Here is a 16,189-nt window from a genome sequence, read left to right as displayed (position 1 = left end):
GAGTGGCAAAATGAACTACATTAAAAATCCAGCGAAAATTGAAGAAAAAAGCTTTGAAATTATTCAACAAATTATTGATGATAGTAGACCTGATTACAGCTTCCAAAATAATATAGAAGAAGCAATTATTAAACGAGCAATACATACGACAGCAGATTTTGATTATTTAGATAGTCTGGTTTTTCAACAGGATGTAATTTCAAAAATTATTCATTGTTTACAAAATAAAGGAACAATTTTTACTGACACTAATATGGCGCTAAGTGGAATTAATAAGCGACTTTTAGATGAACTTGGTTGCAAATATCATTGCTATGTAAGTGATCCAGAAACGGTTGAAATCGCTAAACAACATGGTATCACTAGGTCGATGGCGGGAATTAAACTGGCCTCTTTAAAAGAAGGACCAAAATTATTTGTACTTGGAAATGCCCCAACAGCTGTATATAAAATTATTGAAATGACCGAAAGTGAACAATTACAAGCAGATGCAGTCATCGCTGTACCTGTTGGGTTTGTAGGCGCCGCAGAATGTAAAGAAGAAATACTGGCAACCAATATTCCAGCAATTGTCGCACGTGGAAGAAAAGGTGGAAGTAATTTAGCCGCAGCGATAGTCAATGCAATTCTTATCACAATGTAAAGAAGGCAGGCAAAATATGGAAGATTTTATTTATTATAATGGCAAAAAATATCGAAAAGGTTATACAACTGGTACTTGTGCCGCCGCTGCCGCTAAAGCTTGCGCGCAAATGATTTTAACACAAGAAGAAGTAAGTCTTGTTCAAGTAGAAACAACCGGTGGGCAAATTCTTGAAATCCCCGTAGCCAAGCAACAATTTTCTAAAACAAAGGCAACTGCAGCTGTGCAAAAAGATGGCGGGGATGATATTGATGCAACTCATGGAATGTGGATTTTTGTGGATGTAGAACTCACCGAAGAAAATAAAATCCATTTAGACGGAGGCATAGGCATTGGTCGCGCTACACAAAAAGGCATTTCGGTTGCAGTTGGTGAAGCAGCAATAAATCCGGCACCGCGAAAAAATATTATCGCAACAATGCGTGACTCTCTTGGTGAAACTCGTGGCGCAAATATTGTAATTTATGCACCAGAAGGAGAAGAACGTGCGAAACGAACGATGAATAGTAACTTAGGAATTGTAGGTGGAATTTCTATCCTTGGAACAACCGGAATTGTGACGCCAATGTCGGATGAAGGTTGGAAGAAATCGCTCTCCATTGAATTAGAGATGAAGCGCACGCAAGGTATGGAACAAATTATCTTAGTGCCAGGTAATTACGGCGATGATTTTGTTCAAAATACTCTTGGCTTTTCGAATAATCAAGTCGTTTCGATGAGTAATTTTGTCGGTTATATGTTAAAAGAAACGCAGCGCCTTGCTTTTAAACGCGTATTAATGGTAGGGCACTTTGGAAAATTAGTTAAAGTATCCGCGGGGATTTTCACAACTTATAGTAAAGATGCCGATGCTCGGGCTGAAATTTTAGTTGCTAATCTTGCACTTCTTGGGGCACCAATTTCTCTGTTAGAAGAAGTTGAAAAATGTAATACAACAGAGGCAGCTGGTGAATTAATTGAAGCAGCTGGATATTCACACGTTTATGATGTAATTGTTCAAAAAATAAAAGCTAGATCTGAGCGTTTTCTCAAATTCACCAAACCAAGTGTAGAAATTGATGTGGTTACTTTTTCGACTGAACGTGGCTTACTTGCCTCTACGAAAGATATAGAAGTTTTACGGGAGGAATGGCAGTGATTAGTGTTGTAGGAATTGGTCCAGGGGATGCGAATTTTTTAACAACTGAAGCAACAGAAGTGTTAAAAATAGCGGATACAGTTTTTGGATCAGAGCGACAATTACAAGAAATTAGCAATATAACAACAGCTACTAAACAACTTTTACCGAAAAAATTAGCGGAATTAAAAACAATTCCGCATCAAGGCAAGGAGATTGTTATTTTAGCTTCCGGAGATCCTTTGCTTTACGGGATTGGAAATTGGGTGCTTCGTCATTTTACAAGTGAAGTTCGGATTGTTCCGGGGATTAGCTCTATCCAAATGATGTTTCATAAAATGAAGCTTCCAATGAATGATTGTTTTATCACAAGTAGTCATGGAAAAACACCTGATTTTGATTTTTTACTACAGCATTCCAAAGTAGCGATGGTAACGGATTCACTTATCGGTCCATATGAAATCGCTCAAGAAATTTTAAAACGTGGCTTACAAAAAATCATTTACATTGGAGAAAATTTAAGTACCACGGAGGAACGAATCCATCAACTGACGCCAAATAAAGTGGCAAAAAAATACGATATGAATGTAGTGGTGATTGTAGATGAAAGATGAAGTATTTATTCGGGGTAAAGTCCCAATGACAAAAGCAGAGGTACGTGCGGCGAGCATTGATTTACTGGAACTAGATAATTCGAGCAAAAAATTACTCGATGTTGGTGCTGGGACAGGAAGTATAGGGCTACAAGTTGCCTGTAACTACCCTCAAATTCACGTAACAGCAATTGAACGAAATCCAGATGCTGTTGCGCTTATCGAACAAAATAAAATAAAATTCGGTTTGCAAAATATCGACATTATCCAAGCTTATGCACCAGTAGAAATAGCATCCACCAATAAATTTGATGCCATTTTCATTGGTGGTAGTGGCGGAAATTTAACTGAAATAATCGATTGGTCATTACAACATTTAAAAACGAATGGCCGCTTAGTACTCAACTTTATTTTAGTCGAAAATGCTCTTACAGCAATGCAACATATAGAAAAGTGTGCAGTTAGTGAAGTAACAATGAAACAAATTCAAGTAGCAAGTTGGCATAAGCTTGGCGCGGGGCATTATTTTGAACCGCAAAATCCAACAATCGTTATTGGTTGTAAAAAAATAGAGGAGTGAAAAAAATGGCACAAGTACATTTCGTCGGCGCAGGTCCGGGAGACAAAGAATTAATTACCTTAAAAGGATATCAACTATTAAAAGAAGCAGATGTAGTCATTTATGCGGGATCGCTCGTAAATCCAGAATTACTAGATTATTGTAAAACTGACTGTGAAATTCATAATAGTGCAAGTATGAATTTAATTGAAATAATTGATTGTATGGAACAAGGAGTAACAGCCGGAAAAGAGGTAGTTCGCTTGCAAACAGGTGATTTCTCCATTTACGGTTCAATTCGAGAACAGGTAGAGGAAATGAAAAAACGTGATATTCCATTTACTTGTACACCAGGCGTTAGCTCATTCCTTGGAGCAGCAAGTAGTTTTGGTGTGGAATATACTGTTCCAGAAGTAAGTCAAAGTGTGATTATTACACGTATGGCGGGAAGAACACCAGTCCCAGATCGTGAGTCCCTTCGATCATATGCGGCACATCAAACCTCCATGGTAATTTTTCTTTCAGTTCAAGGTATCCGAAAAGTAGTTTCCGAACTTATTAAAGGTGGTTATAAACCTGAAACTCCCGCTGCTGTCATTTATAAAGCAACTTGGGCAGAAGAGAAAAAAGTAACAGGAACATTGGCTGATATCGCTATGAAAGTCACTGAGGCAGGTATTACCAAAACCGCACTTATTATGGTGGGAGACTTTTTAGGGGAAGAATTCTATTATTCCAAACTGTATGATAAGGATTTTAAACATGAGTATAGATAAAATTGCTATCATTGCTGTTACTGAACGTGGCAGAAATCTTGCAATTCAATTAAACCATAAGCTAGAGGGAACTATTTTTGTCCCAGAAAAATATAAAAATGAAAAAAGTAAAGCCTTAAAACCTAATTTTGGTGAAGGACTGCGAAAACTTTTTTCGGAGTATCAAGCATTGATTTGTATTATGGCTACTGGAATCGTCGTTCGAACACTTGCCCCTGTCATTCAAGATAAACTGTCTGATCCAGCGGTACTTGTTATGGATGAACACGGAGAATTTATAATTAGTTTGCTATCTGGTCATATCGGTGGAGCCAATGAATTAACAGAAGAAATTGCTTTAATAACAAACGGTGTGGCCGTAATCACCACTGCAACTGACCGCGCAAATGTGGCGGCAATTGACAATATCGCCAAAGCTATCAATGGCTATCTACCAGATTTTAAAGCAACAACAAAACGAATTAATGGTTTACTTGCTGCTGGTAAAGAGGTTGGTCTATATGTCGACGAACCACTTACGATTGACCGAAGAGGCTTTACTGAAAAGCCAGTTAGTCCGCAAATTTATATTTCCACAAAAAAACAAATTCCAGCAACTAACGTGGAACAAATTCAGCTAATTCCTAAGTTATATGTGCTAGGTGTTGGTTGTCGAAAAGGCATTTCAAATGAAACGATTGATTTAGCCTTTCAGCATTTTTGTGAACAAGAAAACATTCATCCACGTGCATTTTCAGAAATTCATAGTATTTCTATTAAAGAACAAGAACCAGCAATGCAACATTTAGCAGCAAAATGGGAGATGCAATTTATCGTCCATACTGCAGAAAAATTACAAACTGTTGCAGAAAAATATCCAACATCCGAATTTGTCAAAAAAACAGTCAAAGTGGGAAATGTTGCTTTATCCGCTGCAGATATTGGAAGTAATGGGAATGTTATTTCTACTAGATATGCAGAAAATGGTGTGACATTTGCAGCAGGAAAATTAACTAATAATAATGAGGTGGCAAAATGATTTATGTGATTGGTATTGGCCCAGGAGATCAACGTTTAATGACAGGGGAAGCACTCCAAGCTATAGAGGAAGCAGACGTTATCGTTGGCTATGTAACATATATTAAATTAATCAAAGAACTTATCAAAGGAAAAGAAGTTGTAAAAACAGGTATGCGGAGAGAAATTGATCGTTGTCAAAAAGCGGTTGATATTGCTTTAACTGGAAAAAAAGTTGCGGTTGTTTCAAGCGGAGATGCAGGGATTTATGGCATGGCTGGTTTAGTTTTAGAACTAGCTGAAAAAAGTGATTCAAACCTAGAAGTAAAAGTCATTCCCGGAATAACAGCGAGTATTGGTGCGGCGGCTGTCCTTGGTGCACCAATTATGCATGATTTTTGCCATATTAGTTTGAGTGACTTAATGACCCCGTGGGAAGTTATTGAAAAACGGCTAAAATATGCTGCAATGGGCGATTTTATCGTTTGCTTTTATAACCCAAGAAGCAAAGGGCGCGCCAATCATTTAGCTAATGCTCTTCAGCAAATGATGGCATTTAAATCACCTGATACAGTCGTCGGTATAGTAAAAGATGTTGGTCGTAAAGAAGAGCGAAAAATCATTACTACTATGCGTGACATTGATTATGAATTAGTAGATATGACTACGATGGTTATTGTTGGAAATAAAGAAACCTATGTAAAAAATGGCAAAATGATAACGCCACGTGGATACTCACTATGATATTCGTACTTGGCGGAACATCGGATAGTTTAATGATTAGTGATATGCTAACAAAAAAAGGAGCTAATTTTTCACTTTCTGTTGCAACGGAATATGGTGAGACTCTAGCAAAGCAACATGCGAAAAAGGTTTTTTGTGGCAGATTAACGAAAGCAGAGATGCTCACAAAGTGGCAAACAGAGAAAGTGACAGCCGTAATTGATGCCACCCATCCGTTTGCGACGATTGTCTCTGAAACTGCGATGGAAGCATGTTTAGAAGCAGATATTCCTTATATTCGTTTTGAACGTACGAGGGAACAAACCGATAATACTATTTTAGTTGCAGATGTAGAAGAAGCTTGCACAGTTGCTAATAAACTCGGAGAACGAATTTTTTTAACTACTGGCAGCAAAAATTTACCGGATTTTGTCGAGCGATTAAAGCATAAACATATTATTGCACGCATTTTACCAGTCTCAGCAGTTATTCGTTCTGCAGAAGAACTAGGACTAGTGGCGGATCAGTTAATTGGAATGAAAGGTCCCTTCACAACAGAAGCAAATAAAACACAGCTGGAAATGACGCAAGCAGATGTGTTAATCACAAAAGAAAGCGGCAAGCAAGGTGGTTTTCAAGAAAAACTAGTCGCCGCCGCCGAACTAAACATTCCGGTGATCGTTATTCGCCGGAAATGCTTAAATTATCCAGTTGAAATAAATCAACTATCCGAACTACCAGAAATTTTAACACAATTGGAGGTCTACTAATGGGAAAAGTCATATTAATTGGTGCCGGTCCAGGAGATGCGCAGTTACTAACAGTCAAAGGACTTGCTGCACTCCAAAAAGCAGATGTGATTGTATATGATCGTTTAGTCGAACCAGCAATGCTTCAAGAACGAAAAGCAAGCTGTAAACTAATTTATGTTGGAAAAGAACCATCCCATCACCCAATTCCACAAGAAGAAATCGAACAAATTTTAGTCCGCGAATCAAAAGTAAATGAGTTGGTTGTTCGTCTAAAAGCTGGTGATCCTTATGTATTTGGACGAGGTGGGGAGGAAGGTGAAACACTTTACCAAGCAGGGATTCCATTTGAAGTTATCCCAGGAATTACTTCTGCCATTGGTGGATTAGCCTATGCTGGAATTCCAGTTACACATCGGGATTTTGCTTCTAGTTTTCACGTTATTACGGGACATTTGAAAAAAGGTCGCGATCCACTTGATTGGGAAGCATTAGCGCGACTAGAAGGAACACTCGTTTTTCTGATGGGAATGACTAATCTTCCCAATATTTGCGCTAACTTGCTAGCAGGAGGTCGAAAGCCAGAAACCGCAGTTGGAATCGTGCAGTGGGCTTCACGCGGGAAACAACTTACTGTTACTGGCAACCTAGTTACGATTGAACAAAAAGTAGCTGAATCAGGTATTTCATCACCAGCACTTATTGTAGTGGGGGATGTGGTTACACTCAGACCGCAATTGAACTTTTTTGAAGAAATGCCTTTATTCCATACAAAAATATTGTTACCAAGAGCACGAGCAGGAAAAAGCATGCTCGCAGAAAATATTCGTGATTTAGGCGGAGAAGTAACCATGTATCCTAATATTCAAGTGTTAGACATCGAGCCAACCACAACAGCTGAGCAACTTGCTGGAAAAAGTGAGCTACTGTTTACTTCTAAAGAGGCAGTAGAACGATTTTTTAGCTATGTTACAGAAATTAATTTGGATATACGCAGCTTGAAAAATACGCATCTTACAGCAATTGGCAAGCAAACAAACGAGGCGTTTAAAGAAAAAGGAATTATTCCTGATACATTCATTAAAAGACGTAGTAATGAGCTTGTTTTAGAACATTTACCGCGTATCCAAAAAAATGAGAGCAGCCTTATTATTGGAAGTGTGATTGATACAGCGGAAGTAAAAGCGATGTTACCAGAAATAGCATCTATCCAAATGATGCCACTATATGATATGCGACCAGTGACCGAACGCCCATTTGATCTACAATGTTTTGATCAAATTTGTTTTGCAAGTTCGCGCGCAGTTCATAATTTACTAGAAGTATTAACATCCGAAGAAAAAGCTCTTTTACAACAGAAAACCATTTTATCCATCGGGAAATTCACTAGTGCCACATTAAAAACGTTTGGATTCCATGATTTTTACGAAGCCGAAAGCGCTACGCCTGAAAGTCTTATTAAATTAATTAAAAAAACAAAACTAGAAGGAGTACCACAATGAAAAAAGCCATTTTAGTTGTCAGTTTCGGTACAAGTTACCCAGAAACAAGAGAAAAAACTATCGAAGCGTGTGAAAAAAGAGTTGCAAAGGAATTTCCCGATTATACGGTTTTTCGCGCTTTTACTTCCAACAAAATAATAAAAAAATTGAAAACACGAGATAACATGGACATTAATACGCCGAGTCAGGCTTTGCGTCAACTAAAAGAATTAGGCTATAAAGAAGTCATTATTCAGTCACTTCATATTATTAGTGGTGGGGAGTTCGAGAAAATTACTGCTCAAGTTGAAAAATTTCAAGCAGATTTTGATTCGATCATTATTAGCCAGCCACTGCTAGATTCTAAGGAGGATTATGAAGCAGCTATCAAAGCGATTCGCTATCAAATGCCAAAATTAAATGCAAATGAAGCACTTATTTTAATGGGACATGGTTCGAAACATCACGCTTTTAGTGCCTATGCTTGCCTTGATCATATGCTGCTAAATGAACCTATCTATCTTTGTGCAGTAGAAAGTTATCCAGGTCTTGACCAAGTGATTGATCGGCTACAAAAGGCGCAAATAACAAAAGCGCATCTAATGCCATTTATGCTTGTTGCCGGAGACCATGCGACAAATGATATGGCTTCAGATGAAGAGGATTCATGGAAAAGTACATTAGAAAAAGCTGGCATCGAGACTGAATGTTATTTACAAGGATTAGGTGAAAATCCGCTTATCCAAGCTCAGTTTATCGAACATATTCATACCGCAATTGAAAGGGTGAATCATCGTGGCTAAATTTTATGGAATTGGTACTGGTCCAGGAGATAGCAAATTAATCACTATCGAAGCAGCTGAAAGGCTAGGACAATTAGCTATTCTTTACACACCACAGCCAAAGAAAGGTGGAGAAAGTTTAGCGAAGAGAATTGTAGCACCTTATTTACAAGACTCACTTATTATAAAAGAGCGCCATTTTCCAATGAGCTACAATAAAGATGAGAAAAAGCTCGCATGGAAAGAAATTGCCGAAGAAATTAAAGCAGATGTTAAAAAAGGATATGATGTTGGCTTTATTACCCTTGGTGACCCAATGATTTACAGTACATACAGCTATTTACTAGAGCTTTTAAAAGGGGAAATTGAAACAACTACTTTAGCAGGAATTTCTTCTTTCGTAAATATCGCTTCTCGGATTGAATTGCCACTTGTAATGGATGAAGAAAGTTTTGCAGTGGTTCCTGTAACAGCAGGTGCGGAAAAAATTGAGCAAGCATTACAGCACTTTGATACGGTTGTTTTAATGAAAGCAGCAAGTAATTTACCACTTATTAAAACCTTACTTGAAAAAATGAATTTATTAGATGCAGCAGTTATCGTTAGTGATGTTGCAATGGCGACAGAAAAAATAACAAATGGCATGCAAAACATTAATCCTACAGAGAAAATATCTTATTTTACCACCATTATCGTGAAAAAAAGAAGGGAGCAATACAGGTGAAAAAATTATGGAAATTCCTACCATTTATTTTAATTGGCGTCATTTATTTTACTTTAACAAATCCAGAATCTGCCCACGCAATGCACATTATGGAGGGGTTTTTGCCAGTTAAATGGGCTGTTTTTTGGTTGATTGTTTTTATTCCATTTCTTGTACTTGGCTTAATCCGAATTCGTAAATTGATTGCATTAGATAAAAATAATAAATTACTCTTAGCTCTATGTGCGGCTTTTATTTTTGTTTTATCAGCACTAAAAATTCCTTCAGTAACAGGCTCATGTTCGCATCCAACCGGTGTTGGTCTTGCAACGGTTATGTTTGGTCCTCTTGTTGTTAGTGTGCTTGGTGTCATTGTGTTACTTTTCCAAGCCTTACTTCTGGCGCACGGTGGGATTACAACACTTGGAGCAAATGCAATGTCAATGGCTGTTATTGGTCCAATGGTTGGTTTTGTCGTTTATAAATTAGCACGTAAATTAAACTGTAATAAAAGTGTTTCGATTTTCCTGTGTGCAATGACAGCAGACTTAGCAACATACCTTACAACTAGTGTACAGCTGGGGGTTGTTTTTCCAGATCCGGCATCCGGAATGATGGCATCTATTCTTAAATTTATGGCGATTTTCTGTGTTACCCAAGTACCAATTGCCATTGCAGAAGGGTTACTAACAGTTGTTATGTATAACCTAATTAGTAAAAATCTACCAGAAAAGGTGGCACAATTACGATGAAAAAAATTAATATTAATATTATTTTAATCCTCTTAGTCATTTTAATTATGGTGAGTCCATTTTTCTTCAATAAAACGGCTGAATACGGAGGTTCTGACGGCGAGGCAGAAGCAGAAATTACCAAAATCGATCCTGACTATGAACCATGGTTTACACCGATTTATGAACCGAAAAGTGGTGAAATTGAAAGCTTATTATTTACACTTCAAGGTTGTATTGGAACAGGAATAATTGCTTATGTTATTGGCGTAAGTCGCGGTAAAAAGAAGGCGCAAACTGATGTTGACGATTGATAAATACGCGTACCAAAATCGCTGGATAGCATTTTCTCCATCAGGAAAAGCATTATTTTATTTAGCTATACTAATCTTATCGCTAACAGGACCCGTTATTGTTCAAGCACTCCTGTTTTTATGTATAGTGCCACTCACTTTATATGTTGTTAAAATTCATTTTAAACTGTATTTGAAATGGCTCCTATTACCATTTTCGTTTTTATTATTTAGTTTGCTCTCTATTTTAATTTCCATCTCCAAAGATCCTAGCAGTTTTATTACATCCATTTCCATTGGTAGTTTCTATTTTGGAATTTCAGAAGTGACAATTACAACGGCAACACAAGTTTTCTTTCGTAGCATTGCTTGTTTATCCGCAACATACTTCTTTGTTTTGACAGTTCCTGTAGTACAGTTAACCAAAGTAATGCATCAAATTTTTATTCCTAAAATACTTATTGAATTAACGATTTTGATTTATCGATTTATCTTTATCTTTTTAGAAGAAGCAGCTGCAATTCGAAAAGCACAGAGTTTGCGTTTTGGTTATTATGGGCTTAAAAATAGCTATCGTTCGTTTGGAATGCTCGTAAATACATTGTTTAATCGAGTGATGAAAAGATATAATGAAATGGTAATAACACTTGATGTTAAGCTATATCAAGGTGAATTTCATATCTAGGAGGAAGCCAAGGTGCTTAAAACAGAACATCTTTCATTTGCATACGAAGACGGAAAAAAAGCGCTAACTAATGTGTCGATTGATTTAGCAAAAGGAAACATTATCGGCTTAATTGGTGCAAATGGTTCAGGAAAATCCACGCTTTTTATGCAATTATTAGGAATTAATAAGCCAACACAAGGCAAGGTATATTTTGAAGGTAAACCACTTACTTATAATAAAAAAACCTTATTTGCTTTACGAAAAAAAGTGAGTATCGTATTTCAAGATCCAGAACAGCAAATTTTTTATTCCAATGTTCGGGATGATGTTGCTTTTGCGCTAAGAAACTTAGGTGTTGCAGAACAAGAAGTTGAAGCGAGGGTTTCGCACGTACTTAATATTGTTGGTGCAACAGATTTCCAAGACAAACCAGTTCAATATTTAAGCTACGGTCAAAAAAAACGAGTTGCAATTGCAGGTGCATTAGTCCTTGATACAGATTGGTTGCTCCTCGATGAACCTACTGCTGGGCTAGACCCAATTGGTAAAAAAATCATGATGGAAATTATCGAACGGTTGGCAAAAGAAGGAAAGAAAATACTTATTTCTAGCCATGATATCGATTTAATATATGAAATATGTGACTATGTGTATATGTTAAAAAACGGGGAAGTTTTGACTGATGGGGAAACTAGTGCTGTGTTTTTACAAAAAAACCATATAGAAGCAGCAGGTCTAGTTCAACCATGGTTAATTAAATTACATCAGCAAGCGGGTTATCCATTATTTAAAAAAGAAGCTGAATTTTTCGCACAGTCAAGCAAGGAGGTAAATGAATGACGCAACAAATTATGATCCAAGGAACCGCATCGGACGCAGGCAAAAGCGTTATTGTTGCAGGTTTATGTCGCTTATTTAAAAATAGAGGATTTCGTGTAGTTCCTTTTAAATCACAAAATATGTCACTAAATTCCTTTATTACAGCAACAGGAGAAGAAATGGGACGAGCGCAAGTTTTCCAAGCAGAAGCAGCCGGAGTATTTCCTGATGTCCGTATGAATCCAGTGTTACTTAAACCAACAAACGACCGGCAGTCACAAGTGATTTTTATGGGAACGATTCTCAACAATATGGACGCAGTTAGTTACCATGATTTCAAACAAACACTCATTCCAAAAATACAAGCAGTTTACCAGAGTTTAGCAGCTGAAAATGATATTATTGTATTAGAAGGTGCCGGTAGTCCAGCAGAAATTAATTTAAATGATCGCGATATCGTCAATATGGGAATGGCAAAAATGGTAGATGCGCCAGTCGTTTTAGTTGCAGATATAGACAAAGGCGGCGTGTTCGCTTCGATTTATGGAACGATAATGCTCTTAAAAGAAGAAGAGCGTGCACGGTTAAAAGGAGTGATTATCAATAAATTCCGAGGAGATGTGGCACTACTACAACCTGGAATTGAAATGATAGAAGCTCTAACCAATGTCCCCGTTATCGGCGTTATTCCATATGCAGACTTACAATTAGAAGAAGAGGATAGTGTTGCTCTTAGTGGGAAAAATGTCACCGCAGACGATTCCGCATTACTTGATATTGCCGTTATTTGCTTACCGCGCATTTCCAATTTTACTGATTTTCATAGTTTGGAAATCCAACCAGACATAAGTGTACGTTACATAAAAAATGTCGCCGATTTTGATAATCCAGATTTACTAATTATTCCTGGCAGCAAAAATACGCTAGAGGATATGCATTTTTTAGAAGAGTCAGGTCTTAAAAAAGCAATTCAAAACTATGCTTGTAAAAATGGCAAAGTAATTGGGATTTGTGGTGGATATCAAATGCTAGGTCAAAAAATGTTGGATCCAAACCAAGTCGAAAGTAATCATCATGAAATTGCCGGACTAGGATTGTTAAATACCGAAACCACTTTTCAAACCGAAAAACAAACGACACAAATTAGCGGAGTAACATTTTTAGGCGAACCAGTTGAAGGATACGAAATCCACATGGGACAAACGAAACGAATGCAAAATACGAAGCCGTTTTGTGAAATTCAATCCGTCAATGGGGACGAAAAAATTCATCAAGATGGTGCCGTTTCTGCCAATCAACATATTATCGGAACATATATCCACGGCGTTTTTGATAATGCGGATTTCTTAAAAAGTCTATTAGATGAATTGCTAATTAGGAAACAACAAATGCTATATCCCCATGAAATCATTCCTTTAAAAGAACATAAAGAGCAAGAATACAATAAATTAGCAACCCTATTAGAAGAAAATATTCAAATGGATCAGCTAGAGAAAATTATGAAAGGAGAAAAAATATGCGTATCTACACTAAAACCGGCGACAAAGGAATGACGAGAATTATTGGAGGTAGTAAAGTTAGTAAAGACAACATTCGAATAGACGCTTATGGAACACTCGATGAACTAAATTCGCTGATTGGTTATACGATTACAACACTTTCCACTGAACCGGAAATTCAAGCAGAATTAGAACAAATCCAGCAACAATTATTTGATGCTGGAGGAGACTTAGCAACAGAAGAAGGGAAACGTCCATATAAACTAACTAGTGAACCCGTTGCATGGTTAGAAAATCGAATTGATAACTATGCCGACGAGCCACCAGAAATCGAAAAATTCATCCTTCCAGGTGGTACAGAAGCAGCGGCCTTACTTCATATGGCAAGAACCGTGGCAAGACGAGCAGAGCGAGAAATCGTTGGGATGCTAAAAATCGCCACTTCTAATCAAGAGGTACTGAAATATGTCAATCGCTTGTCAGACTATTTCTTTGCAGTTGCTCGAGTAGTCAATTTCCGTGCAGGTAAAACAGATGTTTTTTATAAAAATTCCGAATTAGTGTTTAGAAATAAAAAGAAATAATAATAATAAAACCTCTCCAGCCAATTGTAGGAGAGGTTTTATTATTAGAAATGTTGAATTAAAAACACACCGATAAGCATTAATAGAACGCCAATCATTCGGTAACGATTAATCGGATGGGGAATGACACCAAAAAAGCCAAAATGATCAATAATAAGTGCAATAATCATCTGACCACAAAGTGCTAAAACAACCGTCATCGCTGAACCAAGTAACGGTAACAATAAAATATTTGAAGTAACAAAAAGTACTCCAAGCGCGCCGCCTGTAAAGACCCACCACGGAATCCGGCCAACCCCTTTAAGCTGGAACGTTAAACGTCGCTCTATGATTAAGCAAACAATTGTAAGTAAAGTGGTTCCGACTAAAAAAGAAATAAAAGATGCCACAAAAGGAGAACCAACTGTCACACGCAATTGACTATTAATCGAAGTTTGAATCGGTGACAAAAGCCCAGAAACAAGCCCCATCGCCATAAAAAGTATTAATGATTTAGATGATCTTTTTGCCATGTTTTTGTCCCCCTTTTAAAATCGTTGCATCAAATAAATGCCACCAAACATTAAAATAACACCAAGCAAACGCTCCATGTTTATTTCATGTATTGGTACTTGAAATAAACCAAAATGATCAATTATAATAGCCATAATCATTTGTCCACAAACTGTAATCATTACCAGTAGTGCAGAACCAAGACGAGGTAAAAGTAAAATATTAGCAGTTAAAAATATAACTCCTAAAGTACCACCCCCAACCCAAATATACCAAGGATTAGAGCTAATCATTTCGGATGAAATCGGCCACGACCTTTGGGTAAATAAGCAAACAATCAGTAAAACGGTTGTCCCGACCATAAAAGAAACCCATGAAGCTAGAAATGGGGATTTCGTATATGTACTAAGCCGTGTATTAATAGCTGTTTGTACTGGTAAAACCATGCCGGCAAGTAAACCAGATACGATAAATAAGATAATCAAGTAAGTCCCTCCTTTGTATCACAATGAGATAATTATAAAATAAAAGTGGGGTAAAAAGATAGTATTAATTTTAAAGTGAGGTAATTGAATGAAAATCCGTATCATTGGATCTGTCGGAAGTGGGAAAACGACACTAGCAAGAAAACTCTCAGAAAAAGAAGGTATTCCGTATTTTGAAACCGACCAACTTGTCTGGAAAAGAGAGCAAACAGAAGTAAGACGACCCAATTCTGAAAAAGCCGCATTATTAAGGCAGATTTTGCAAAAGGAAGACTGGCTTATCGAAGGCGTACATATAGAACAATGGACGATGGATAGCTTTAATCAAGCAGATATCATCGTTTTTTTAGATTTTCCTAAAAAGCAAATCCGCTATCAATTAATAAAACGCCAAGTTAAACAATGGCTACGAATCGAATCAGCACATTATCCAGTTAAATGGAAAATGCTCCAAAAAATGTTTTACTGGGATAACCTATTTACTAGTAAAAGCAAAGCCATTATTCATACTAAAATGATGGAAAATCCCGAAAAATGGTTGGTATTTAACAAAAATATCGGAAGTGAAAAGTTAGCTAAAACTATCTTGCAAATTATATCGAGTCGTGATATAGTATGATTATTAAATACATCGAGGTGCGATATAGTTATGGAAGAAAAATTACGAAAAATCTATCTACCAATGACAGAAACCGCTTTTTACATATTATTATCATTAATAGAACCAAGACATGGCTATGCAATTATCACAAATGTTGCTGAAATGACAAATAATCGAATAAAACTCGGCCCAGGAACTATTTACGGAAGCCTATCCAAAATGAGTAAAGACGGACTTATCCAGATTATCCAAGAAGAAAGCAATCGAAAAATCTATCAAATTACTGAAACCGGCAAAGCAATTTTACAGTTAGAAAAAACACGCATTGAAGAATTATATAGAAATACGAGGGGGATATAAAAATGGAAAAGAAAGTCTTGAAATTTTTCACAGTGGACAATATGGAAAAGGAAGTAGCCTATTTAAATGAAATGGCAAAGCAAGGCTGGCTTTTTACAGAGTACAAATCATTTAGATATCATTTTGAAAAAGGAGAGCCAGCAACTTACACTTATGCACTCGATTTTAAAGAAACAACTGGTGATGAAGAGGCGTATAAAACACTTTTTGCGGATGCAGGTTGGGAACATGTCTATTCATACCCAATTTTAAATGGCAACTGGATGTATTTTCGTAAACTAGCTACTGAGACTGAAACAACCGAAGCCATTTTCACGGATAAAGAATCGTTCGTTCATTTATTTCAAAACATCCGTAAACGCTGGTCGCTATTTGGCGGATTATTAAGCCTGATTTTGCTTTTTATAGCCATATTTCTTCCATCCAATTCTTTAAAATTTATCTATGCTATTCTTATTGTATTAATTATCGTGTTATATGGAAAAATGTTTATTAATCTCACACGAAAAATCAATAAATTAAATAGTAGTACTTGA

At 36.9% G+C, this 16,189-nt stretch carries 22 protein-coding genes; 20 read left to right on the top strand and 2 right to left on the bottom strand.

The window, feature by feature from the left end; all coding sequences use genetic code 11:
• Positions 1-10: 10 nt before the first annotated feature.
• The 17 genes from HCJ45_RS11910 to HCJ45_RS11830 all read left to right on the top strand — a co-directional run bounded on the left by HCJ45_RS11910 (position 11) and on the right by HCJ45_RS11830 (position 13,715).
• Positions 11-643, top strand: coding sequence for a cobalt-precorrin-8 methylmutase (locus HCJ45_RS11910; RefSeq protein ID WP_185347600.1), 633 nt, complete (start codon positions 11-13; stop codon positions 641-643).
• A 16-nt stretch (positions 644-659) separates the two neighbouring features.
• Positions 660-1,781, top strand: coding sequence for a cobalt-precorrin-5B (C(1))-methyltransferase CbiD (gene cbiD / locus HCJ45_RS11905; protein WP_185381576.1), 1,122 nt, complete (start codon positions 660-662; stop codon positions 1,779-1,781).
• Positions 1,778-2,374: a cobalt-precorrin-7 (C(5))-methyltransferase gene (locus HCJ45_RS11900; protein ID WP_187124947.1), complete on the top strand. Its 597-nt coding sequence runs from the start codon at positions 1,778-1,780 to the stop codon at positions 2,372-2,374. The genes cbiD and HCJ45_RS11900 overlap by 4 nt, the downstream gene beginning before the upstream one ends.
• Positions 2,364-2,933, top strand: coding sequence for a decarboxylating cobalt-precorrin-6B (C(15))-methyltransferase (locus HCJ45_RS11895; RefSeq protein WP_187124946.1), 570 nt, complete (start codon positions 2,364-2,366; stop codon positions 2,931-2,933). The genes HCJ45_RS11900 and HCJ45_RS11895 overlap by 11 nt, the downstream gene beginning before the upstream one ends.
• Positions 2,934-2,938: 5 nt before the next feature.
• A complete protein-coding gene (locus HCJ45_RS11890; protein WP_187124945.1) occupies positions 2,939-3,688 on the top strand; it encodes a cobalt-precorrin-4 methyltransferase in 750 nt (249 codons plus the stop codon).
• Positions 3,675-4,706 (top strand): cobalt-precorrin 5A hydrolase, encoded by a 1,032-nt coding sequence (gene cbiG / locus HCJ45_RS11885; RefSeq protein ID WP_187124944.1) that lies wholly within the window; start codon positions 3,675-3,677, stop codon positions 4,704-4,706. The genes HCJ45_RS11890 and cbiG overlap by 14 nt, the downstream gene beginning before the upstream one ends.
• Entirely contained in the window at positions 4,703-5,428 is a 726-nt protein-coding gene (cobJ, locus tag HCJ45_RS11880; protein WP_187124943.1) for a precorrin-3B C(17)-methyltransferase, read from the top strand. Before cbiG ends, cobJ begins: the two co-directional genes overlap by 4 nt.
• Positions 5,425-6,177, top strand: a complete 753-nt coding sequence (gene cobK / locus HCJ45_RS11875; RefSeq protein ID WP_187124942.1) for a precorrin-6A reductase — start codon at positions 5,425-5,427, stop codon at positions 6,175-6,177. The genes cobJ and cobK overlap by 4 nt, the downstream gene beginning before the upstream one ends.
• Positions 6,177-7,658: a uroporphyrinogen-III C-methyltransferase gene (gene cobA / locus HCJ45_RS11870; protein ID WP_187124941.1), complete on the top strand. Its 1,482-nt coding sequence runs from the start codon at positions 6,177-6,179 to the stop codon at positions 7,656-7,658. Before cobK ends, cobA begins: the two co-directional genes overlap by 1 nt.
• Positions 7,655-8,440, top strand: coding sequence for a sirohydrochlorin cobaltochelatase (locus HCJ45_RS11865; protein WP_187124940.1), 786 nt, complete (start codon positions 7,655-7,657; stop codon positions 8,438-8,440). Before cobA ends, HCJ45_RS11865 begins: the two co-directional genes overlap by 4 nt.
• Positions 8,433-9,143 carry a cobalt-factor II C(20)-methyltransferase gene (locus tag HCJ45_RS11860; protein WP_187124939.1) on the top strand — a complete coding sequence of 237 codons (711 nt, stop codon included), beginning with the start codon at positions 8,433-8,435 and terminating at the stop codon, positions 9,141-9,143. The genes HCJ45_RS11865 and HCJ45_RS11860 overlap by 8 nt, the downstream gene beginning before the upstream one ends.
• Before the next feature lie 80 nt (positions 9,144-9,223).
• A complete protein-coding gene (locus tag HCJ45_RS11855; RefSeq protein ID WP_010990808.1) occupies positions 9,224-9,874 on the top strand; it encodes an energy-coupling factor ABC transporter permease in 651 nt (216 codons plus the stop codon).
• A complete protein-coding gene (locus tag HCJ45_RS11850) occupies positions 9,871-10,167 on the top strand; it encodes an energy-coupling factor ABC transporter substrate-binding protein (RefSeq protein ID WP_187124938.1) in 297 nt (98 codons plus the stop codon). Before HCJ45_RS11855 ends, HCJ45_RS11850 begins: the two co-directional genes overlap by 4 nt.
• The gene (locus tag HCJ45_RS11845; protein ID WP_187124937.1) at positions 10,154-10,831 is read left to right on the top strand and encodes an energy-coupling factor ABC transporter transmembrane protein; all 678 of its coding nucleotides are present in this window, start codon (positions 10,154-10,156) and stop codon (positions 10,829-10,831) included. The genes HCJ45_RS11850 and HCJ45_RS11845 overlap by 14 nt, the downstream gene beginning before the upstream one ends.
• 12 nt (positions 10,832-10,843) lie before the next feature.
• Positions 10,844-11,653 (top strand): ATP-binding cassette domain-containing protein, encoded by an 810-nt coding sequence (locus HCJ45_RS11840; protein ID WP_187124936.1) that lies wholly within the window; start codon positions 10,844-10,846, stop codon positions 11,651-11,653.
• On the top strand, positions 11,650-13,185 hold the full coding sequence (locus HCJ45_RS11835) for a cobyric acid synthase (protein ID WP_187124935.1): 1,536 nt from the start codon (positions 11,650-11,652) through the stop codon (positions 13,183-13,185). The genes HCJ45_RS11840 and HCJ45_RS11835 overlap by 4 nt, the downstream gene beginning before the upstream one ends.
• Positions 13,149-13,715 (top strand): cob(I)yrinic acid a,c-diamide adenosyltransferase, encoded by a 567-nt coding sequence (locus tag HCJ45_RS11830; protein WP_185347629.1) that lies wholly within the window; start codon positions 13,149-13,151, stop codon positions 13,713-13,715. The genes HCJ45_RS11835 and HCJ45_RS11830 overlap by 37 nt, the downstream gene beginning before the upstream one ends.
• A gap of 44 nt (positions 13,716-13,759) precedes the next feature.
• Here the strand turns inward: HCJ45_RS11830 and HCJ45_RS11825 are convergent, their stop codons facing one another.
• Both HCJ45_RS11825 and HCJ45_RS11820 read right to left on the bottom strand, forming a co-directional pair.
• Positions 13,760-14,227 carry a DMT family transporter gene (locus tag HCJ45_RS11825; protein WP_187124934.1) on the bottom strand — a complete coding sequence of 156 codons (468 nt, stop codon included), beginning with the start codon at positions 14,225-14,227 and terminating at the stop codon, positions 13,760-13,762.
• A gap of 15 nt (positions 14,228-14,242) precedes the next feature.
• The gene (locus HCJ45_RS11820) at positions 14,243-14,692 is read right to left on the bottom strand and encodes a DMT family transporter (RefSeq protein WP_185347633.1); all 450 of its coding nucleotides are present in this window, start codon (positions 14,690-14,692) and stop codon (positions 14,243-14,245) included.
• Between the two features lie 88 nt (positions 14,693-14,780).
• Between HCJ45_RS11820 and HCJ45_RS11815 the strand changes: the two genes are divergently transcribed.
• The 3 genes from HCJ45_RS11815 to HCJ45_RS11805 are packed head-to-tail and all read left to right on the top strand — an operon-like array spanning position 14,781 to position 16,189.
• Positions 14,781-15,311 carry a shikimate kinase gene (locus tag HCJ45_RS11815; RefSeq protein WP_187124933.1) on the top strand — a complete coding sequence of 177 codons (531 nt, stop codon included), beginning with the start codon at positions 14,781-14,783 and terminating at the stop codon, positions 15,309-15,311.
• 30 nt (positions 15,312-15,341) lie between these two features.
• Positions 15,342-15,653, top strand: coding sequence for a PadR family transcriptional regulator (locus tag HCJ45_RS11810; RefSeq protein WP_185381587.1), 312 nt, complete (start codon positions 15,342-15,344; stop codon positions 15,651-15,653).
• 2 nt (positions 15,654-15,655) lie between these two features.
• Positions 15,656-16,189 carry a DUF2812 domain-containing protein gene (locus HCJ45_RS11805; RefSeq protein ID WP_187124932.1) on the top strand — a complete coding sequence of 178 codons (534 nt, stop codon included), beginning with the start codon at positions 15,656-15,658 and terminating at the stop codon, positions 16,187-16,189.

Source organism: Listeria immobilis (assembly GCF_014322845.1).
Lineage (GTDB): Bacteria > Bacillota > Bacilli > Lactobacillales > Listeriaceae > Listeria > Listeria immobilis.
Note: the sequence above shows the minus strand (reverse complement) of the source record. Positions and strands in the feature narration are given on the sequence as shown.